The organism is Paenibacillus gyeongsangnamensis (genome assembly GCF_027533625.1).
Taxonomy (GTDB): Bacteria; Bacillota; Bacilli; order Paenibacillales; family NBRC-103111; genus Paenibacillus_G; species Paenibacillus_G gyeongsangnamensis.
Genome location: NZ_JAQAGZ010000006.1, coordinates 1 through 17,634, shown reverse-complemented (window position 1 = coordinate 17,634; position 17,634 = coordinate 1). Strand labels below are relative to the sequence as shown.

Genomic DNA, 17,634 nt, shown 5'->3' with positions numbered 1-17,634 from the left:
TCATCGTATTATTGCTTTCGGGGCAGAATCGAAATGCGGTGCGCCGGCACATCGAGCCCCCGTTCAATCGCTTCGGTGATCATTTTTTTGACGGTCAGGTTCTCCGCGCCTTTCGCTACGACGACGACTCCGCGAACCTTCGGCTTGATCGTCTTCGTAATGAGGGGCTGCTTGCCGCCGCCCGAAACCTCGTAAAGCACCACCTGCCCGTCGCGGTTCATGTCCGTGATGTGGCGGGTCGCTCCTTGCTGGTCTTTCTCGTTGGTCACCTGCTGGGTCTCCTTCATGTTGCGCTCAACCACCGTCTCCTCCGTGGAGTCGATCGTGACCAGAACCTCCACTTCGCCGACCCCGACAATCTTCGTCAAAATCTCCTTCAGCTGCGACTGGTAAGCTTCTTCATATTCCTTGAAGGTGCTGCGCTCCTTGCTGCTCGTCCCGAATACCGGGCTTGCCGCCTTGTCGGGAGAGGCCCTCCCCGTGCCGATGGGATCCACTTCTTTCACGGTAATGAAAGAGTTGAGAATCATGAACGCCGCACCGACCAGCCCAAGGAGCAGCAGCCAGCGGAACGTTTGCATGCGCTTCGTCCCGCCCGGACCGCCTCCGAGCATATGATTTAGCCATTTCCAAGGACTTCCCATTACGGTTCACCTCCCGACTGTGCTTCATACCTTCATACCGCATTAGCTTAGCTTCCGGCAGCCGGCTCCAGCATCGTCAAGGCGATTTGCTCCGGCGCCAGCTGCCATTCCTGCTCCAGCAGCTTCTCGATCTGCGCTTTCTTCGCGATAAGCGCCGGAGGAAGGGAACTTGTCTTGCCCTGAGCGGGCTTCGCTTCACCCTCCGCGCCTCCGATTTGAATCAAGACCGGCTGAACCGGCTTGATTTCTGCGACTGCGGAGACCGGCTTCGCCCCCTTCTCCGGACTCCCCGGCTTCGCGCTCGTGACCGCCGGTTCGGGATGAACGGCGACCGTAACCCCGGTAAGCACCGGCTGCCCGGATCCGTCCGTACCTGTCGTCACCCGGATCCCCTGAACCCTCACGCCCGCATATTGCTCGATGCGGATCTTCATCATCTCGGCGGCCTGCGTCTCCGCCAGGTGACGCGCCTGCGTCTCCTGCATTTTCTTCAGCGACTCGGCCTGCTGCTGAACGGCGGATAACGGCCCGAGCGCCGTCCCGCCTCCGCTTGACTGAAAGAGCGCGTTCCCTAGCAGCTCCTCCACTCCGCCGTATTTCTCAAAGAGCCCCAGCACCGGCTGCAGCAAAGTCAATAAGAGGAAGAGGCTCATTACGGTCTTGACGTAGCGCTGCATGGACCTGTTCGGCAGCAGCAGATCCACGAAGGTTGCCAGCAGAATGACGAGCACGACCGATTTCAGCCATCCGCTTAGCCAATCCATGTGCGTTCCCCCTTTTTCCCCCTAAGTTATCGCATCATGACGGACACATTGCCGGAGGCGATCATGATCGTGACGGCCAAGAAGAACATCAGACCGACGACGGCCAGGGCGGCGAATACATAAATCAGACTTTTGCCGATCGTTTCCAGACAGCTGATCATCGGATTATCGCCGAGCGGCTGCATGACAGCTGCTGAAACGTTATAGATGAAGGCCAGTGCCAGAATCTTGATGGCCGGGAAGGCGCACAGCACGAGGATGATGGCTACGCCGGCCAAGCCAACGGCGTTCTTGACCAGCAGTGAGGCTCCGATGACGGTATCCGACGCGTCGGAGAATAACCGTCCCACCACTGGGATGAAGTTGCCTGCCACGTACTTGGCGGTTCGGATGGTGACTCCGTCCGTTACCGCCCCGGCGGCTCCCTGCACCGAAACGACCCCCAGAAAGACTGTGGCGAACAAGCCTAGACAACCTACGCTAATGTTCCTCAGCAGATTCGCCAGCTGCGTTACTTTATATTTCTCGGACATGGAAGACACCATATGGAGCACCGCCGAGAAAAACAGCAGCGGAAACACCACAAGATGAATCGCCGTGCCGACGGCATGGATCATAAAGACGATCAGCGGATGAAGCACCGAAACGGATACTACGTTGCCCATGGACGCCAGAAGCGTCAGCAGCAGCGGCACGAGAGCGATCATGAAGTTCACCATGTCGGCGATGGCCGTCTTCGCGTATCCGACCGCCACGCTGAAGCTGTTGACCGCCATAATCATCAGCACCATGAAGGAAATGGCATAAGCGACCTTGCTAATGGCATTCTTCTCGAAGGAGCTCTGCAGCGTTTCCAGCAGCATGCTGAATATGGTGATGATGACGATGGATACCAGCAGCTTGCCGTTGTAGAGCAGCTCATGAAAGAAATAACGGAGCAGACCGCTCAGTATGGAGGACAAGCTGATCTGCTTGGTTCCTTGCAGAAGATCCATGAAGGCCGGCGCTTTGCTGTCCGGAAAGTACCCTCCGTACTGCTGCATGAGCCGGGTCCAGAAGCCCTCGATCTGGTCTGTCGGCAAATGCTTTGCCTGCTCCTGAATCAGCTGTTCCACCGGCGTCGCCGCCTGAACCGCTCCCCCCAGGCACCCCGCTTCCCCCCGGCAGCCAATGCCTGATCCCGGATTCAGCAGCAGCCCCGCCAGCAGGGCGAAGAGGACGATGAATCGTTCCCATCCGCCGAACCGGGACTGCAACGCAGTCCTCCTGTTATCCCATATCCGCATCCGCGGCATAAGCTTCAACTCCCGGTTCGATCCGCCTCCTGAAGCCCTCGGCCTGCCTAAGCCGGCAGCAGCTTGACCACCGTTTGAATAATGACCGAGACGATCGGAATGGCCATCACCATGATGAGGATTTTGCCGGAAAGCTCGATTTTAGATGCGATCGCTTCCTGTCCTGCATCCCGGATGATCTGAGCGCCGAATTCGGCGATATAGGCGATGCCGATAATTTTCAATATGGTCTTAAGGAAGATCAGGTTGATGTCCGCTTTCTCCGCCAGCTCCTGCAGCACGCCGATGACGGCGGATATTTTGCCGATCAGGAAGAGGAAGATCGTGATGCCGGTAAAGGCGGTGAGCAGAAAGGCGAACATCGGCTTCTGCTCCTTGATGATCAGCACGAGTACCGTGGTCAGCAGCCCCAAGCCGACAATTTGGATGATCTCCATGCGCTTACACTCCTAATGAAACAAGAAAATCGTTTTGATTTCTTTGAACAGGCTGTCGAGAAGTCTGACCACCATAAAGAGCACGACTACAAACCCGATCACCGTTACCCAGTGGGCCATATCCTCTTTGCCCATTTGCTTGAGCACGGTATGAATCATCGCGATAATGATCCCGATGCCGGCAATCTGGAATATCGCGTTTACATCCACGTTCATTGGCGGCACCTCACCTTAAAGCCTTATACGCCTAGTACATCAAAATTACGACCAGAAGCCCCATCAGCACGCCCAGGCTTTTCCACATGCGCTCGTACCGCTGCTGCTCGTCCCGGGCGATCTCCGCCTCGCCCTCCAGCTGTTTAACCGTCAAGCGCAAATGCTTGATCTGATCCTCCCGGTCCGTTAGGCCGAGGGTTGATCCCAGCTGGATCAGCGTGTCCCGTTCCTGAGGCTTCATCGAGGTGCTGCGCCAATGACCGGCGACGATGCTCTGCCAGATCTGCTGCACGGACCGTCCGCCCGACTGCGCCAGTTCCTCCCCTGCTGCGCGGAACATGGCGCTGACCGGTCCTTGACTTGCCTGAGAGGTCAAGGTCAGCGCATCCGGGAGGGGAGTGAAACCGAATACGATCTCGGTCTCGAGCCGCTGCAAGCTGCGGATCACATCCGCAATTTGACGGGGACGCCTCGCGAGCAGCAGCGCCTGATAGAAGCCGAAGAGCGTGCCGGCGAGCAGAATGAGCATGGCACCCAGCAGCTTCAGCATGCCGGGCTTCTCCCTCTGCCGCGCGCCGCCGGCGCTGCCGTTCGCCGCTTCCTCCGCATCCTGCGCATCATAGGAGTCCCCCTCTAAGCGCCAGCCGGTCGTCGAGCCGCTGCCCCAGCGTATCATATACCGCGGCGTCCGGTCCGGCGCCCCGGGATTTGCCCCGGCTCAGGACGACGAACCGGTCAAATACGCCGTCCCCGATCAGCTCCCGCAGAATCGGCCTGCTCCGGATATCGTCCACATCGCGGCCGTGCGCGGTCGCGATCACGCTGATACCGGCATGCAGCGCCTCATGAATCGCCGCCGCATCTTCCACGCGACCGATCTCGTCCACAACCAGCACGTCGGGCGACATCGAACGAATCATCATCATCATCCCCTCCGCCTTCGGGCAGGCGTCCAGCACATCGGTGCGGGGGCCAACATCAAACCGCGGCACCCCCTTCACGCAGGCCGCGATTTCGGAGCGTTCGTCGACGATCCCGACCTTTAGCGCAGGCATGCCCTCTTCGGTGCCTAGACTCAGGCGGCGGGCGATGTCCCGGACCAGCGTCGTTTTCCCTTGTTGAGGCGGAGAGACGACAAGCGTGCGCGCTACTCTGCCCACCCCGGCATCGATGAGATAAGGCAGCACCCGGGCACCCGAGCTTTTCCACTCTCTGGCCAGCCGGAAATTAAAGCCGCTGATTTCCTTGAGATACTTCACCCGCCCCTGCTCTACCACGGTCCTTCCCGATAATCCGACGCGGTGGCCTCCGGCGATCGTAATATACCCCCTCCTCAGCTCTTCCTCGAACGTATAAAGCGAGTGCTGGGTCAACAGCTCCAGCACCCCTGCGCAATCTTGACGGGTTGGCCGGTAGGCTTGTTCGGGCTCTGCAGTCAGCTCCCCGTCCGATGTGACGAAACGGTATTCGGAGCCCCGGACGATTTCGAGCGGACGCATCTCCCGGATGCGGATTTCCTGAAGCTCGGCCTCTGCGGTGTTTGCTAGAGTTGCTAGAATTCGCTGCAGGGACGATGGCATATAGGGCATTATCGTATTCAAAGTCGGATCCTCCCTTACCAAGCTGTCCATCTTTTACAATCATTTGTATGCTTGCCCTATCGAATTATGACAGATTACTTTTTTAAGATTCCGATAAAGATGCAGCTGACGCCGGCCATTACCCAGACCAGCTTCCCGATCGACAGCTTATCCGCAAGCCCTACGAGTCCGATCGTCGTCGTCGTCAGCAGGACGAAAGGACCTACCAAAGCGAGGCCGGAATTGACGAGCAGCGCCTTCTCGATTTGATTGAACCGGAGCATGAGCAGCGCCGCGAAAATTTCAATGCTGCCCGAAAAGATTCGGAGCGTGGCCATGCTCAGCACGATTTTATTCAGCATCGACATTGCATTCACCTCATTTCTGAATTCCGTTCCGTACCCATCATATGCCGGCTCGTCTCATTTTAGGCTTCATGGGCACATCCCCAATTGAAAATGCATATGATGACACGTACTTACAACTACCTTACTGCGAGGCGATCAAACGATGAAGGTTACAAAACCCCTGCAATGGCATCCCCATCTCAGCGACCCGACGGAACGCCGCGAGGCCAAACCGCGAAGCCTGGGCAAAACGATGGTGATCGACAAGGGGCTGGGGCTTCATGCGCTGGAAGATTTGATGCAAACCGCGGGAATGCATATCGATATGATCAAGATCGGATTCGGCACTTCGCCGCTCTACCCGACCCCATTGCTTCAGAAAAAAATCGAGCTCATCAAATCGCAAGATGTGCTGGTTTATCCGGGCGGCACCTTCCTCGAGGTGGCGATCCGCCAGAATGCGCTTGACGACTACTTTCACATGGTCTCTTCCATGGGCTTCAACGCCCTCGAGGTATCGGACGGGACGATTGAGGTTCCGAGAAGCCTGCGGAGCGAGCTGATTCGCAGAGGACGGGAGGAAGGGTTCCTCATCATTACGGAATACGGGAAGAAATGCTGGGGCTCGAAGATTGAGATCGACGAATTGATCGAGACCGTCATTATCGACGCCCAGCTCGGCGCCGAGCTGATCACGATCGAAGGCCGGGAATCCGGCAAGGGCGTAGGAATTTTTGACGCGCAAGGGGCTTGCAAGGATGAACAAATCGAGGAAGTGCTCCATCAGGTCCCGAGCCCGAATCTGCTGTTGTGGGAGGCGCCGCACAAGGAACAGCAGGTCCATCTTCTAAATATGCTGGGAGTGGATATTCACCTCGGGAATATCGCCCCGGGCGACATCATCTCGCTTGAGGCGCTGAGGCGCGGTTTGCGTTCGGATACGCTGCTGATGGGCAAGGAACGCCGCTCGGAGAATGAGCTCGCTCCGAATTGGGAGATTTAAGGAAAGGGGCGATGCGGGCATGAACATTCAGGTCATTCCTACTGTAATGGAAGCGAGAACCGAGGAACTTCATCATAAAACGGTCGTCGTCATCGATGTCCTGCGCGCCACTTCCACGCTGCTGACCGCTTTGGTGAACGGCTGCAAGGAAGTCATTCCGACGGAAACGGTGAATGGAGCGAAGAGCCTGCAGCAGGAAGGCGACCTGCTCGGGGGAGAGCGCGGCTGCAAAAAAATTCCCGGCTTCGATCTCGGTAACTCTCCGCTCGAATATGAACCCGCCGCGGTAACGGGCAAGCGAATTATTCTGACGACGACCAACGGCACGAGAGCGATCCAGAAAGCCGGGAAGATCAGCCGGATCCTTGTCGGCAGTCTGCTCAATGCAAGGGCATGTGCCGCCCGGGCGATGGAATGCGGCGGGGAGCTGGTCATTCTGTGCTCCGGTACCCAGGATGTCTTCTCGTTGGAGGACGGTCTCTGCGCGGGAGCGATTCTGGACGAACTGATCCAGATCGCGGGCGGGGCGGAGCCGGACAACGCGCAGACTTCATTCAAAGTGAACGATTTCGGCCTCGGCATGCTCTATGCGTACCGGGGCGTCAGGGACCGGCTTACAGAGACGCTTCTGGCCTCCGCTAACGGCAAGCGGCTGACGAAGCTGGGCTGCCGGGAGGACGTCCTCTACTGCGCTCAGCGCAACACGATCGGCATCGCGCCGGAGGTGCGCGGCGGCAAGGTTGAGGCCTTAACGGTCTGAGCTTGCCCAAGTTCTAAAACAAGCCTCTTATCATACAATGGAAAAGAATCCATAGGATAAGGGGCCTGTTCATGAACGGAGACATCCTGTTAGTCGCTCTCATCATCATCGGACTGCTGGGCCGGTCGCACATCATTACGACGGCGGCCTGCGTCTTGCTGGTGGTCAAGCTGCTCAGCCTCGACCGATATTTGCCCACCATGGAGCGTAGAGGCCTGGAGCTGGGACTGCTGTTTCTAACGATGGGGGTGCTGGTTCCCTTCGCCAGCGAGCGGATCACCCTCAAGGACATCAGCTCGATGTTTACGACATGGCCGGGCATCCTGGCGCTGCTTGGCGGGGCGGTCGCCACTTATATGAACGGAAAAGGGTTGGAACTATTAAAAATAGACCCACAATTAATTGTGGGTCTTGTTATCGGTTCCATCTTCGGCATTATCTTCCTGAAGGGGATACCGGTCGGTCCTTTGATGGCCGCCGGCATTACCGCGTTCCTTTTGAAAACACTCACGTTCCTTTTCGACAAAATCCGCTAAGGCCGCGACAATTCGACTTTTAGCTTATCTTCTCTCGGACGGGCCGCCTACGAAGGCGGCTTGATCCGTATCCAGGCCGTAAGCGGTATGCAGCGCTTGAACCACTTCGTTCAAACGGCCGTTTTCAATGACGCAGGACGTCTTGATCTCGGATGTGCTCACCATCAGAATACTGATCCCGAGCTCGGAGATGACCTCGAACATCTTCGCAGCTACTCCAGGAGTGCTGACCATGCCGGCGCCGACGATGGAAACTTTGACGAGATTGGTTTCCGAGGTCACCTCGCGGAAGCCGACGGAAGAACGGATGCCTTCGATCGTGGTCAGCGCTTTGTCCAGATCGCTGAGTCCGATCGTAAAGGAGAAGTCGGCACCGCCGTTAAGCACACCGCTCTGCACGATAATGTCAACGTCGATCTGCTCATTCGCCAGTGCGGTGAATACTTTGGCCAGTTGACCGGGCTTCTCTTCCACACCCAGAATACTGATCCTCGCCACATTCTTATCGTACGCAATCCCGCGGACCACGATGCCTTGCTCCATTGCCGCTTCCTCCTTCACATTCGTTCCTTCATTATAATTAAAGCTGGATCTGACGACCAGATTCACATTGTAATTCTTCGCGTATTCCACCGCACGCGGATGCAGCACGGCTGCGCCCAGGTTGGCCAGCTCGAGCATTTCGTCGTACGAGATATCATTCAGCTTCCGAGCCACCTTCACGATCCGCGGGTCCGTCGAGTATACCCCGTCCACATCCGTGAAAATTTCGCACACGTCCGCTTCAATCGCCGCCGCAAGCGCTACCGCCGTCGTATCGGAGCCGCCGCGTCCCAGCGTCGTAATCTCGCCTTCGGCCGTCATGCCCTGGAATCCGGCTACGATGACCACCTTGTCCTCGTTCAGCGCCGCTTTCACCCGGTCCGGACGAATATCCGTAATCCGCGCTTTGCCGTGAACCGGTTCGGTGAACATGCCCGCCTGCCAGCCGGTGAACGAAACGGCGGATTCTCCCAAACTATGAATCGCCATGGAGAGCAGCGCGACCGACACCTGTTCCCCAGTGCTCAGAAGCATATCCATTTCGCGGACCGGCGGCGCACCTGTGCAGATCTGCTGGGTTAAATCGATCAAATCATCTGTCGTATCTCCCATGGCGGAAACCACGACAACGCATTTGTGACCTTCGCGCTTGCGCTCAACAATCCGGTTCGCGACGCGCTTCATGCGCGCTGCATCCCCAACGGAGCTTCCGCCGAATTTCATAACTATAAGCGACAAAGCTGTTCACTCCTAACCGATACTTTTACATAACAATGTCTGATTATACCACAGTCGCCAGTCTCAGAAAATAGAAAGATGTCGAAAAAAAATAAGAGCCCCGCAGCAAGGCTCTTATTCAGCAAGTGTCGGTAGAGCAGGCTGGGATGCTCGCAACTTCAGCGTCTGGAACGCTTTAATCGTTCCGGTTTCGGTGACGACGAACAACCGGGCGGTATTCAAACTCCGGCACCAGTCGACGAAGCGTTCGGCCTGCTGAGCGAAGAGCGGTCCCGGCATCGTGTGCGTCCCTTGCAGCCATAGCGGTTCCGGAAGCCCCGGCGCCGGCAGCATCTCGGGATATTCCTTGACGATTCGCTCCGGCTCCATCGGGCGGTCACACGGCATCGTACGGAAATCATATATAAACGGATGCTGCCGGGGGCCGGCCAACGGATGGACGAATAACCCGCAGCCGGAACCGGAACCCAGAAGGCTTGCCGTTTGCAGAAGCCTTTTAACGGTGCCTGTCACGATCGCATCGTCCGAACTTAAGCTCAATTCGAGCTTAAGCGCCGACACCGCCTGGATCCCTTTCCTTGTGAGCGCCGGATCTCGCAGAAGCTGCCCTTGTTCTCCGGACAGCTGATGCTCCGCTTCGCCGCACATAATCCAATGCATGTCCATGAACCTCACCTCGCACGTCATGAAGTACTTCTATTGTATGCGTCGTCGGTATGTCCTTATTTTGAAGTTAAGAAGAAGCTCGGTAAAGGCATGACCTTAACTTTAATTAACCCATTCTCAGCGCCATTAACGCTTCGTCCACATAATCCCCGTCCACGAGAAGCGCCCGGGGCTCCGTACCGTATCGGACGAACCCCAGCTTCTCATAGAGCTTCACAGCGGGAATATTCGCGCTTACGACCGTTAACAGCACCTGCTCCAGTCCTTCCATGGTACGGAGCTCGTAAATCAAGGCTTGAAGCAAGCGTCTTCCGTTACCTTGTCCTTGCTCGCCAGGACTCATGTAAACGCTCCAAATGTGTCCTTTATGCCTAAGCTTAAAGGCGTTTGTCTGCTGAAGGCAGCCATGCCGACAAGCTCTTCTGCCTCGTTGTAGGCTCCGATGACGAAATTCTCGTCATTCCAACGAAACTTCTCTTTCACCTGCTCCATGGTCAGCTTCGAGGATTCTTCGTAAGAGGCTCCGAAGGAAGCCGGGAACTCCTGCAGCGCCTGAAGCCTTAAACGCCAGAACGATTCCAATTCCTCCGGAGGAATGCGCCGAAATTCCATTGTAATCCTCCTTCCGGTGATAAACTTATTCCATCGCTCGATCCGATGCTGCGGTCTGCTGCTTCGCTGCCGTCCACGATTGATTCAACAATCCGTAGAAGGTGATGTAAATGATGAAGAGGAGCAGTCCGAAGCCTAAGCTGTATGGCAGCGTCCGCAGCTTGAGGCTTTCACGTATCAACCAATAAAACGATGTCGAATTCATCAGCCAATCCCAGCTGTTCAGCCGGTACTCCCGGCCCAGCATAATGCCGTACCCCGCCAGAGCCGAGGAGGAGGCGACGAACAGCCAGGAAAGGAAGGCGCCCGTTCTTTGGCGGATGACATACTGGAATTGATAAGCCGAGATGAAGCCCAGCAGCAGCCCCTGCCAAGAAAAAAGAAAGATCACGACGAACGCATACCAATAAGAAAACGTCCAATGTCCTTTGAGCGTGTACATGTCCTTCATTACGGTAAGATGGATCAGGTCCGTCAGCAAATACGGCGCATTCGGAAAGAACAGCAGCCACGCGATACCGAGTACCCATGTCATGACGAAAACACCGCGATATGCTCTTCTTCGGTTGAGCCTGCTCGCGGCGGAGGAAGCGACGAACGGCAGCCATGCCAGGAACAGGTTCCAGATCAGAAAATCAAGATAGGTGCTCTTCGAAAACACGGTATATCCGTAATATACCGCGAAGCTAAGCGCGCCGAGGCTTGCCATGAAATAAAACAGCTTGCGGCCGTCCAAGGCTTTCATCGTCAATCGCAATCCCTCCGTTTTCAGTTAGGCCACAAGAGTGTCACGTCTATCCTCGTCCGGAATTCCGTAGTGTCTGGATCAGCCGCTTCGGAGCGGTCCGGCTGTAGGCTTCCAGCACAAGCTCCTCCAGCTCCTGCCAGGAGGCGTTCTCCAGCAGTTCGACCGATACCCAGCCATGTTGCCCGATATAACGTGTCTTGGAGTACAGCCTGGGATCCTTTTGAATCAGAAACTCCTGGGTCGTCGTCGCGGTCTTGATGGACATCGTGACTGTGCCGTCCCACTCCGCCAGCATCACGAAAGGCTTGTCCTTCACCCGGAACGAGGTATGGCCGAACGCGTCGATGGCCTCTTCGACTTCAGGATATACGGCGCACATGCTTCTTACTTGGTTCAGAATGTTTAGTCCCTGCTCTGAAGAAATGGCTTTGTGAGGTTCCATCACGGCCTCCTGAATTTAAAAAAATATCCTTCTACAACATACCACATTTTGAAGGAAAAGAAATCTTTTCCACCTTAAAGCCGTCCCATTCATCAATTCGCCTTCCACAACCGATTAGGAGGGGATAGACGTGCAGAAGAAGCTGCTCATCACAGGGGCCGCACGGAAAAATCGGCCGCTGCCTGCTTGATGGCTTGCGGAAGTCTGAACGCTACAACGTCATCGGTGCGAAACTGCACCCGGACCGTGAGAAAGGCATCGTCCCGATGGACGTTACCGACGCCGGCCCCATCAATATCCGGATCGGCAATTTTCCCGGAGATAACCGCCCCCATTCCGAGCGTTCTGCGCACATTTGGATCTCGGTGCGGGATATGGTAGCCCTAGCCGAATGCTGTGTTGAAGCGAACGATTCCATCCGTTTCTTGAGCCTGTACGGTACGTCGGCGAACACCGGCAATTATTACGATATCGGATATTTGGAGCGCTGATCGGGTACTCCCGCAGGATGATGCGAGCGTTCTGCGGGACAAGGCAAGGCGTGCCCGTCAGCCGAACAGAGACGATGAAACGGCTTTCCAAGGGAGCGGATATGTGGAGAAAGAGCCGCCGCGGCGGTAATTCGTCCAAAAATCGACGAAACCCCAGGATGACGATCGATCAATCGACCGTCATTCTAGGGCTTTCTACTATAATTTATGCCGATCCAAAAGAATCGTGGCGATTTGAAGCTCCAACTTCGGGAACGATCCGTTTCCTTCGTCGTCTCCCATCTGACGACCAGCACATTGGTACTTATATCAAAGTTTCGCTATTTTTCTTCATTTGCTCCAGTATGCCGAGCCTATCAATCTGAATCCAGTACTCTACGATTCTATCATGATCGATTCGATAGACGGCGCTTGCCAACTCAATCACTTCCTTGCCCGATGCGGCGAAGCCTTCAGCCGGTCCCACATGCTTGCCCGATTGCTTCCAGCGAACATAAACCTTATCTTCACCGGCAATCAGCTCCTGTATTTCAAGCTGAAACGTTCCGTAAGCCGCCTGCATCTCCCGGACATGATCCGCATACTCCTGAGGTGTTCGCCTAACCGTGACCGGATTCTCCGAATTCATCTGGTGAGCGAGAACCAGCGGAGCCATATACAGATGGGCGTTATCTGGTGCTTGCCCCGACCTCACTTCCTGGAAAAATCCTCTTACCACTTGTTCCGCTGTCATTTCTGTAAGCTCCTTATGCCGGTTTATAGATCATTTCGTTTTTTTGTGCATTCTAAACGACCGTTTCGTAAGGACCTAAGAATAAAGCCAACGCCACAGCGGCAGCTATTGAAGCTATTATCCCGAACACCGTCATTCTTCCAGCCTCGCGTCCTCATCCGTTACAATGGCTTGAGCTTCAATTTCAATCAGCAGATCCGGGTCGATCAGAGCTTTTACCTCAACCATCGTGGCGACAGGCCGGATGTCCTTGAAAAATTCTCCGTGCGCTCTCCCGATCTCCTCCCATCCAGAAATGTCCGTAACGAACATTCTCGTGCGGACAACATCCTTCATACCGGCCCCAAGCTGCTGCAACGTTTCTTCGATCTGCTGGAGAATCCATTTTGTTTGCATATAAGCATTATTCTTGCCGACGACCTCGCCATTCTTCATAGCGGTCGTGCCTGCTACCTCGATCGTATTCCCTACCCGAATTGCCCTGCTGTAGCCGACAACGGGTTCCCATGGCGACCCGGTTGAAACGGTTTTTCGGTCCATTATACCATTACCCTTCTATTTAAATTGTAAGCTTATCCGGCGCATCCAGTCTCTTACGGATCAGCTCGATGATCGGCTTCGTCACCTTGTCAAACCGGGAATCATCCTTCAGATCAACCCAATCCACCTCGTTTACGTCCGGATCCACTATCGTTTTCAGGCTGCCGCGTTCTTCATCTCCGACTAGCCTGGCATAATAGGTATATTTTTTCGGAGAACGGGCAAGCAGCTCGATAATCTTGACGTCATAGCTGGTTTCTTCCTTAACCTCGCGTATGCAGGCGGCTTCCGGGCTTTCTCCTTCCTCTATGCTGCCCCCGGGGAAGTTCCATACGATGTCTCCCCTTTGTACACGCTGTTTTACCATCAGCACTTTAGAAGCTTTCACTACAATTCCTTGAGAGAGCATTCGACGATCACCTGCTTTCGAACGAACTATTGCTTGGCACGGACGCATCACGTATCTAGTTCCAGCATAATTTCCATAGGTTCCTTACATTGCAAATATCCATTTCTTTCATAAAAGCTCCTGCTCCATTCACTGGGCCAAACGATAATGAATTCATGCCCTTGCTCCTTCGACCATAGCTCAATCGCATTCAGCAGCCGGCTGCCGATACCCTCCCGCCTCCATTCGGGGAGCGTATACACGTTGGTCATATAGGCAAAAGAATTCGATCTCCGGCCGGGTCTCGGCACCTTGTCGATCCGTTCCAAATAAATGTGAGAAGCAATGCGGCCCTCCGTAACGGCGACCCAGATAAACCAGCGACGGCTACGAAGCGCTTCCGTCAAGAATGTTTTACAATCGGTATAAAATAGGCCATATGAGTCCTCACCGATTCTGCACTCCGAATATTCATTATGGAAGTCCCATCTCATTCTTATCAGCTGGTCGATGTCCTCTTCCTCAGCCAAGCGTATTTGCATCCTCCATCTTCATCTAACCTAGTAACTATTCCGTAACAACAAATGTGACGTTCTATTCCACTGCTCTTTAAGCAACGGATCCGCCGAACGATCGCTTAACCTAGCGGCCCCAATTTTTTAGGTTCTTCTACTTATGAGTTAATTCATATCGCAAATCCTCCACCTGCTTACGAAGCTCCTTTATTTCGCGGGTCAATTCCGACCGGTTCACCGAATAACGAATGACAAACGATAATACAGCAAAAAACACAACAACAAATAAAACAAATAATAAGTTAATTAGCAAGCTGGACCAGACGAACGACATCATAAACACACTCCCCTTTTAGACAAATCCGGTACCACTTCGTGTTGCAAGCCCTTGATTGTTGAAAGACTTGCTTCTTCGGACGGCTTTATTTCTTGACATTATATAAGGAAATACCATATTCTAGCAACCTGTTCTATCATTTTTTAAATCCCTATCTACCTGGTCCTTTAACGCTTTCTCATGAATTCCGTTCTGAACGAATTGATATCGCCGTCCGGTCATTCGCTGGGCTCGATCAACGATTTGCCCCAGATGGTAGCCGGTGTGCTCGACTAAATGATATATGCTGTACATATCGATGAATTCCGCTTCATCAATCGCCGCATCGAACGCATTGAATATCCTCTCCAGTTCTTGCAATAGCATGTCCTTGTCTAGAGCGGCATCCGTGAACGTATCCTCCATCCCCTTAGCGAAAATGACGTCGGGATCCGACAGCCTGAGCGTATTCCTTTTTACATGCTCCAAAATATGCATCACGATTCCGCCTATGCTGTTCTGTTGATCAAATTCTTTGAACCATAAAGAATCCGAATTCAAAGATTCGATGCAACTTTTTAATTTCACATAGTAATGGTTCATCATGCGGTGCTTGGATATGAATCTGAATTCGCAGGAAGCGCTGTGTTCCATCAACATCCCTCCCTCCTCAGCTACGGACTATAACTCCCTTATCGTACGAAATCTTCACTTGCAATCATCATGATTTGATTATCTTTAAAGGATCCATTGTAAATGCTCACGCTGCTCCAATACTTTCGTTTTTTTAAAACCGCATTTCAAATAGCATCGAATCGCTCTTTCATTCCATGTTTGCGGATCCACGCAGACGATATCCGCCCGGATCTCCTCAAACAAATACGCAAGCAGTCGCTTCAATGCTTTTGATCCGATTCTCTTATTCCAATAAGACGGCTCCCCGATAAACAAGTCGATTCCATATGCCAGCTTGCCGGGATCGACTGAATAATCTTCTTGTTCCTGACTTAGTAATTGATAATATTGAATGTAGCCGATGGCGACGCCGTGATAAAGAATCAAACATGGAATTACCGGGTCATTTCCCAGCAATCTCGGGCCGAATTTGGCGACGATTTGTTCGCGGGTATATGTTTTGCTCCGGCCTTCGTAGTAATCTTGTACCACCTCGTCGTTCAGCCATTTCTCCAATAAGCTAATATCATTCGGACTATATTCCATCCGTCTTATGCCGATATCTCCCTCAGCAATCCATATGATGCTTTCACGCTCCGATAACATCAATTTTTATCGTTCGGCTTCGCTTTGGGAATAGAGGTCGTTTCATAGCTTTCATCCAGAAGCATTTTACCGATATACAGAATTTGCCCTAAGTGTTCTGAAAAATGAGCCGCACACTGAAGCAAAATCTCCCTATTCGTTCTTTCCTTGTTCCTGATCCGCTGCGTTTCACGAAAAGTCTCATCCGTCATACGATTGGTCGTTTCAATTAGTTCCCTAAATAAGTTCTGCGTTAATGTCTTCAAATCCGCCTTGCTTTTATAAACCGATTCAAATTCTTCATCCCGGTTCCTCGTAACCTCTTTTTTTAGGATCCCGCTGACGATTCGTTCGTTCATGTTTCCGTTGATATGAATCAGTAAATTACTGATGCTGTTGCTGCTTTCATTTGGGCGCCAATTCAGTTGATCGTCGTCGAGCTGATCGATGACGAGCATAATCCGGTGCTCGATTTCTTCAAATTTATGGATTAGCCAATCTTGAACTTCATCCATCGATAAATCACCTCTGCTCCCATAATCGTTCCAGTTGAACTAGCTTATTACTCTCGAATTCAGCCTTATAGATGTCCGGCTTCGTCGTGCTTTTCCAAAATTCATACCCGTACGAATCGTTGTAATAATTCAGAATCGCGGTCATGATATTACCGTGGGTTCCGATTGCAATTTTCTTGCCTTCGTGATCAATAATAAGCTCCTGAATGACGGGAATGGCTCTGTCCTGTGCCTCACGGATCGTCTCGCCGCCGGGAAGACAATAATCCGGATCTTGGAATGACTTTTGAACCGCTTCTAATAATTGCTGCTCATCGATCTCGATATCCAGGCTGCCAACAGCCCGTTCCCTAAGCGCTTCCAGTTCGATAATGTCTTTATTCAAGGCTGCAGCCAAAAAGCTTACCGTCTCAACCGCCCTCCTATAGGAGCTTGAGAAAATCTGATCGATCCCCTCGCCTGCCAACCGATCGGCAATCTTACGCGCATCCTCCAGACCGGCCGGAGATAAGCCTCTCCTCTGCTCCTGTCCTAACGAAAACGGGGATACGGCATGTCTAATAAAATAAACGGAGGTCATCTTGTTCAGCTCCTTAATCTAAATTGGACGAATCACTAAGCATTCTTCTGGAATTTATACTTTAAGCAATAAATCTATTTCAAGTTTTATCTGTACCAGTCGATTATCATCCTGAATCCGTGAAAGCGAATATATGAAAACAATAGAATATGAACGTCCGGTGGCTTAAAATGGAGAAAAGAGGGAAATTCTTCGTTTTTCTCAACTTCACCCCGGAGGTGCAATGATGAAACCCGTACGATTCAATCTGGACCAGTCGATGGAAACGCTGACCGCGCATTCTGGTCTAGCACTCATCGGCTTGCTTCTTTCACATACGCGAATAGCTAAGCGTCTTATTAAATACAAGTTGCCCGGTGTTCATAATCCAACGGTCACACACCCCGATGTTCTGTGCTCTTATCTGGGTTTGTTATGTCAGGGTAAGAGCGATTTTGATCACATTGAGCCTTTTCGTGAAGATAAATTCTTCGGCAAAGCTCTTGGTCTTAAGCACGTACCTTCATCGCCAACCCTCCGTCAACGGCTCGATCTGGCTGCAGCCGCCAGCTATGACTGGCAGACGATTTTGTTGGAAGAGTCGGCCGACTTACTCCGTTCGTTAGAAGTACCCTTAACGCCAGTAACCGTTACAACAGACGGGGGACAAGTTTCGTCTTGGCTTCCGCTTGATCTGGACGTTTCCCCGTTCGACAATGGTTTCACAAAGAAGGAAGGCGTCTCCCGAACTTACAAGGGAACGGATGGCTTTTCTCCTTTCTTTGCCTATCTCGGACAGGAAGGCTACGGTGTCAACGTGAATCTGCGCGAGGGCAGCACGCATGTTCAAAAAGAGGCTGCGGCATTTCTTCTGCATAGCATTGAGTATAGTCGTCGGCTGACAGACAAACGATTACTAGTCCGGATGGATGCTGGGAATGATGCAATTGAGAATCTGAACGTCTGCCTGAATGAGCAAGTTGACT

The 17,634-nt window shown here is 53.1% G+C and carries 27 protein-coding genes and 1 pseudogene; 5 read left to right on the top strand and 23 right to left on the bottom strand.

Annotation, left to right across the window (positions count from 1 at the left end):
• Positions 1 to 8: 8 nt before the first annotated feature.
• The 8 genes from spoIIIAG to O9H85_RS10385 form a co-directional block, all read right to left on the bottom strand.
• Complete coding sequence (gene spoIIIAG / locus O9H85_RS10420) at positions 9 to 644, bottom strand: stage III sporulation protein AG (RefSeq protein WP_269881281.1); 636 nt, start codon at positions 642 to 644, stop codon at positions 9 to 11.
• 47 nt (positions 645 to 691) lie between these two features.
• Positions 692 to 1,408 carry a stage III sporulation protein AF gene (gene spoIIIAF / locus O9H85_RS10415; protein WP_269881280.1) on the bottom strand — a complete coding sequence of 239 codons (717 nt, stop codon included), beginning with the start codon at positions 1,406 to 1,408 and terminating at the stop codon, positions 692 to 694.
• 26 nt (positions 1,409 to 1,434) lie between these two features.
• On the bottom strand, positions 1,435 to 2,664 hold the full coding sequence (spoIIIAE, locus tag O9H85_RS10410) for a stage III sporulation protein AE (protein ID WP_409348124.1): 1,230 nt from the start codon (positions 2,662 to 2,664) through the stop codon (positions 1,435 to 1,437).
• Between the two features lie 86 nt (positions 2,665 to 2,750).
• Positions 2,751 to 3,140 (bottom strand): stage III sporulation protein AD, encoded by a 390-nt coding sequence (gene spoIIIAD, locus O9H85_RS10405; RefSeq protein ID WP_269881279.1) that lies wholly within the window; start codon positions 3,138 to 3,140, stop codon positions 2,751 to 2,753.
• 12 nt (positions 3,141 to 3,152) lie between these two features.
• The gene (gene spoIIIAC / locus O9H85_RS10400) at positions 3,153 to 3,356 is read right to left on the bottom strand and encodes a stage III sporulation protein AC (RefSeq protein WP_269881278.1); all 204 of its coding nucleotides are present in this window, start codon (positions 3,354 to 3,356) and stop codon (positions 3,153 to 3,155) included.
• Positions 3,357 to 3,387: 31 nt separating this feature from the next.
• Complete coding sequence (gene spoIIIAB, locus O9H85_RS10395) at positions 3,388 to 3,906, bottom strand: stage III sporulation protein SpoIIIAB (protein WP_269881591.1); 519 nt, start codon at positions 3,904 to 3,906, stop codon at positions 3,388 to 3,390.
• A 67-nt stretch (positions 3,907 to 3,973) separates the two neighbouring features.
• Entirely contained in the window at positions 3,974 to 4,945 is a 972-nt protein-coding gene (spoIIIAA, locus tag O9H85_RS10390) for a stage III sporulation protein AA (protein ID WP_409348129.1), read from the bottom strand.
• Positions 4,946 to 5,031: 86 nt separating this feature from the next.
• Complete coding sequence (locus O9H85_RS10385) at positions 5,032 to 5,298, bottom strand: YqhV family protein (RefSeq protein ID WP_269881589.1); 267 nt, start codon at positions 5,296 to 5,298, stop codon at positions 5,032 to 5,034.
• A gap of 148 nt (positions 5,299 to 5,446) precedes the next feature.
• On the opposite strand from O9H85_RS10385, the gene comA reads away from it, so the two are divergent.
• The 3 genes from comA to O9H85_RS10370 all read left to right on the top strand — a co-directional run bounded on the left by comA (position 5,447) and on the right by O9H85_RS10370 (position 7,582).
• Positions 5,447 to 6,286, top strand: coding sequence for a phosphosulfolactate synthase (gene comA, locus O9H85_RS10380; RefSeq protein WP_269881277.1), 840 nt, complete (start codon positions 5,447 to 5,449; stop codon positions 6,284 to 6,286).
• Between the two features lie 19 nt (positions 6,287 to 6,305).
• The gene (locus O9H85_RS10375) at positions 6,306 to 7,046 is read left to right on the top strand and encodes a 2-phosphosulfolactate phosphatase (protein WP_269881276.1); all 741 of its coding nucleotides are present in this window, start codon (positions 6,306 to 6,308) and stop codon (positions 7,044 to 7,046) included.
• 71 nt (positions 7,047 to 7,117) lie between these two features.
• On the top strand, positions 7,118 to 7,582 hold the full coding sequence (locus O9H85_RS10370; RefSeq protein WP_269881275.1) for a DUF441 domain-containing protein: 465 nt from the start codon (positions 7,118 to 7,120) through the stop codon (positions 7,580 to 7,582).
• Between the two features lie 24 nt (positions 7,583 to 7,606).
• On the opposite strand, the gene O9H85_RS10365 is transcribed toward O9H85_RS10370, so the two are convergent.
• The 6 genes from O9H85_RS10365 to O9H85_RS10340 form a co-directional block, all read right to left on the bottom strand.
• Complete coding sequence (locus O9H85_RS10365) at positions 7,607 to 8,863, bottom strand: aspartate kinase (protein WP_269881274.1); 1,257 nt, start codon at positions 8,861 to 8,863, stop codon at positions 7,607 to 7,609.
• A gap of 114 nt (positions 8,864 to 8,977) precedes the next feature.
• Positions 8,978 to 9,529, bottom strand: coding sequence for a histidine phosphatase family protein (locus tag O9H85_RS10360; RefSeq protein WP_269881273.1), 552 nt, complete (start codon positions 9,527 to 9,529; stop codon positions 8,978 to 8,980).
• A gap of 106 nt (positions 9,530 to 9,635) precedes the next feature.
• A complete protein-coding gene (locus tag O9H85_RS10355) occupies positions 9,636 to 9,872 on the bottom strand; it encodes a GNAT family N-acetyltransferase (RefSeq protein ID WP_269881272.1) in 237 nt (78 codons plus the stop codon).
• Positions 9,869 to 10,141 (bottom strand): hypothetical protein, encoded by a 273-nt coding sequence (locus tag O9H85_RS10350; protein ID WP_269881271.1) that lies wholly within the window; start codon positions 10,139 to 10,141, stop codon positions 9,869 to 9,871. Before O9H85_RS10350 ends, O9H85_RS10355 begins: the two co-directional genes overlap by 4 nt.
• Before the next feature lie 25 nt (positions 10,142 to 10,166).
• Entirely contained in the window at positions 10,167 to 10,886 is a 720-nt protein-coding gene (locus tag O9H85_RS10345) for a DUF1361 domain-containing protein (RefSeq protein ID WP_269881588.1), read from the bottom strand.
• A 49-nt stretch (positions 10,887 to 10,935) separates the two neighbouring features.
• Positions 10,936 to 11,331 carry an MmcQ/YjbR family DNA-binding protein gene (locus O9H85_RS10340; protein ID WP_269881270.1) on the bottom strand — a complete coding sequence of 132 codons (396 nt, stop codon included), beginning with the start codon at positions 11,329 to 11,331 and terminating at the stop codon, positions 10,936 to 10,938.
• A gap of 290 nt (positions 11,332 to 11,621) precedes the next feature.
• On the opposite strand from O9H85_RS10340, the pseudogene O9H85_RS37715 reads away from it, so the two are divergent.
• Positions 11,622 to 11,952: pseudogene (locus O9H85_RS37715) on the top strand (NAD-dependent epimerase/dehydratase family protein); the annotation flags it as partial.
• Between the two features lie 174 nt (positions 11,953 to 12,126).
• Here the strand turns inward: O9H85_RS37715 and O9H85_RS10330 are convergent.
• From O9H85_RS10330 to O9H85_RS10290, 9 genes are all read right to left on the bottom strand, one after another.
• On the bottom strand, positions 12,127 to 12,555 hold the full coding sequence (locus tag O9H85_RS10330; protein ID WP_269881269.1) for an ester cyclase: 429 nt from the start codon (positions 12,553 to 12,555) through the stop codon (positions 12,127 to 12,129).
• A 132-nt stretch (positions 12,556 to 12,687) separates the two neighbouring features.
• Complete coding sequence (locus tag O9H85_RS10325; RefSeq protein ID WP_269881268.1) at positions 12,688 to 13,095, bottom strand: RidA family protein; 408 nt, start codon at positions 13,093 to 13,095, stop codon at positions 12,688 to 12,690.
• Positions 13,096 to 13,114: 19 nt separating this feature from the next.
• Positions 13,115 to 13,504, bottom strand: coding sequence for an NUDIX hydrolase (locus O9H85_RS10320; protein ID WP_269881267.1), 390 nt, complete (start codon positions 13,502 to 13,504; stop codon positions 13,115 to 13,117).
• A gap of 47 nt (positions 13,505 to 13,551) precedes the next feature.
• Entirely contained in the window at positions 13,552 to 14,013 is a 462-nt protein-coding gene (locus O9H85_RS10315; RefSeq protein ID WP_333474188.1) for a GNAT family N-acetyltransferase, read from the bottom strand.
• 139 nt (positions 14,014 to 14,152) lie between these two features.
• Positions 14,153 to 14,335 carry a hypothetical protein gene (locus O9H85_RS10310; protein ID WP_269881265.1) on the bottom strand — a complete coding sequence of 61 codons (183 nt, stop codon included), beginning with the start codon at positions 14,333 to 14,335 and terminating at the stop codon, positions 14,153 to 14,155.
• A gap of 120 nt (positions 14,336 to 14,455) precedes the next feature.
• On the bottom strand, positions 14,456 to 14,968 hold the full coding sequence (locus tag O9H85_RS10305; protein ID WP_269881264.1) for a DinB family protein: 513 nt from the start codon (positions 14,966 to 14,968) through the stop codon (positions 14,456 to 14,458).
• Positions 14,969 to 15,052: 84 nt separating this feature from the next.
• Entirely contained in the window at positions 15,053 to 15,595 is a 543-nt protein-coding gene (locus O9H85_RS10300) for a GNAT family N-acetyltransferase (protein WP_269881263.1), read from the bottom strand.
• Positions 15,595 to 16,089: a DinB family protein gene (locus tag O9H85_RS10295; protein ID WP_269881261.1), complete on the bottom strand. Its 495-nt coding sequence runs from the start codon at positions 16,087 to 16,089 to the stop codon at positions 15,595 to 15,597. The genes O9H85_RS10300 and O9H85_RS10295 overlap by 1 nt, the downstream gene beginning before the upstream one ends.
• Positions 16,090 to 16,096: 7 nt before the next feature.
• A complete protein-coding gene (locus tag O9H85_RS10290) occupies positions 16,097 to 16,669 on the bottom strand; it encodes a histidine phosphatase family protein (RefSeq protein ID WP_269881260.1) in 573 nt (190 codons plus the stop codon).
• A 226-nt stretch (positions 16,670 to 16,895) separates the two neighbouring features.
• Here O9H85_RS10290 and O9H85_RS10285 point away from each other — a divergent pair.
• Positions 16,896 to 17,634: transposase (locus tag O9H85_RS10285; RefSeq protein WP_269881259.1), on the top strand; the 739-nt coding region annotated here is incomplete at its 3' end.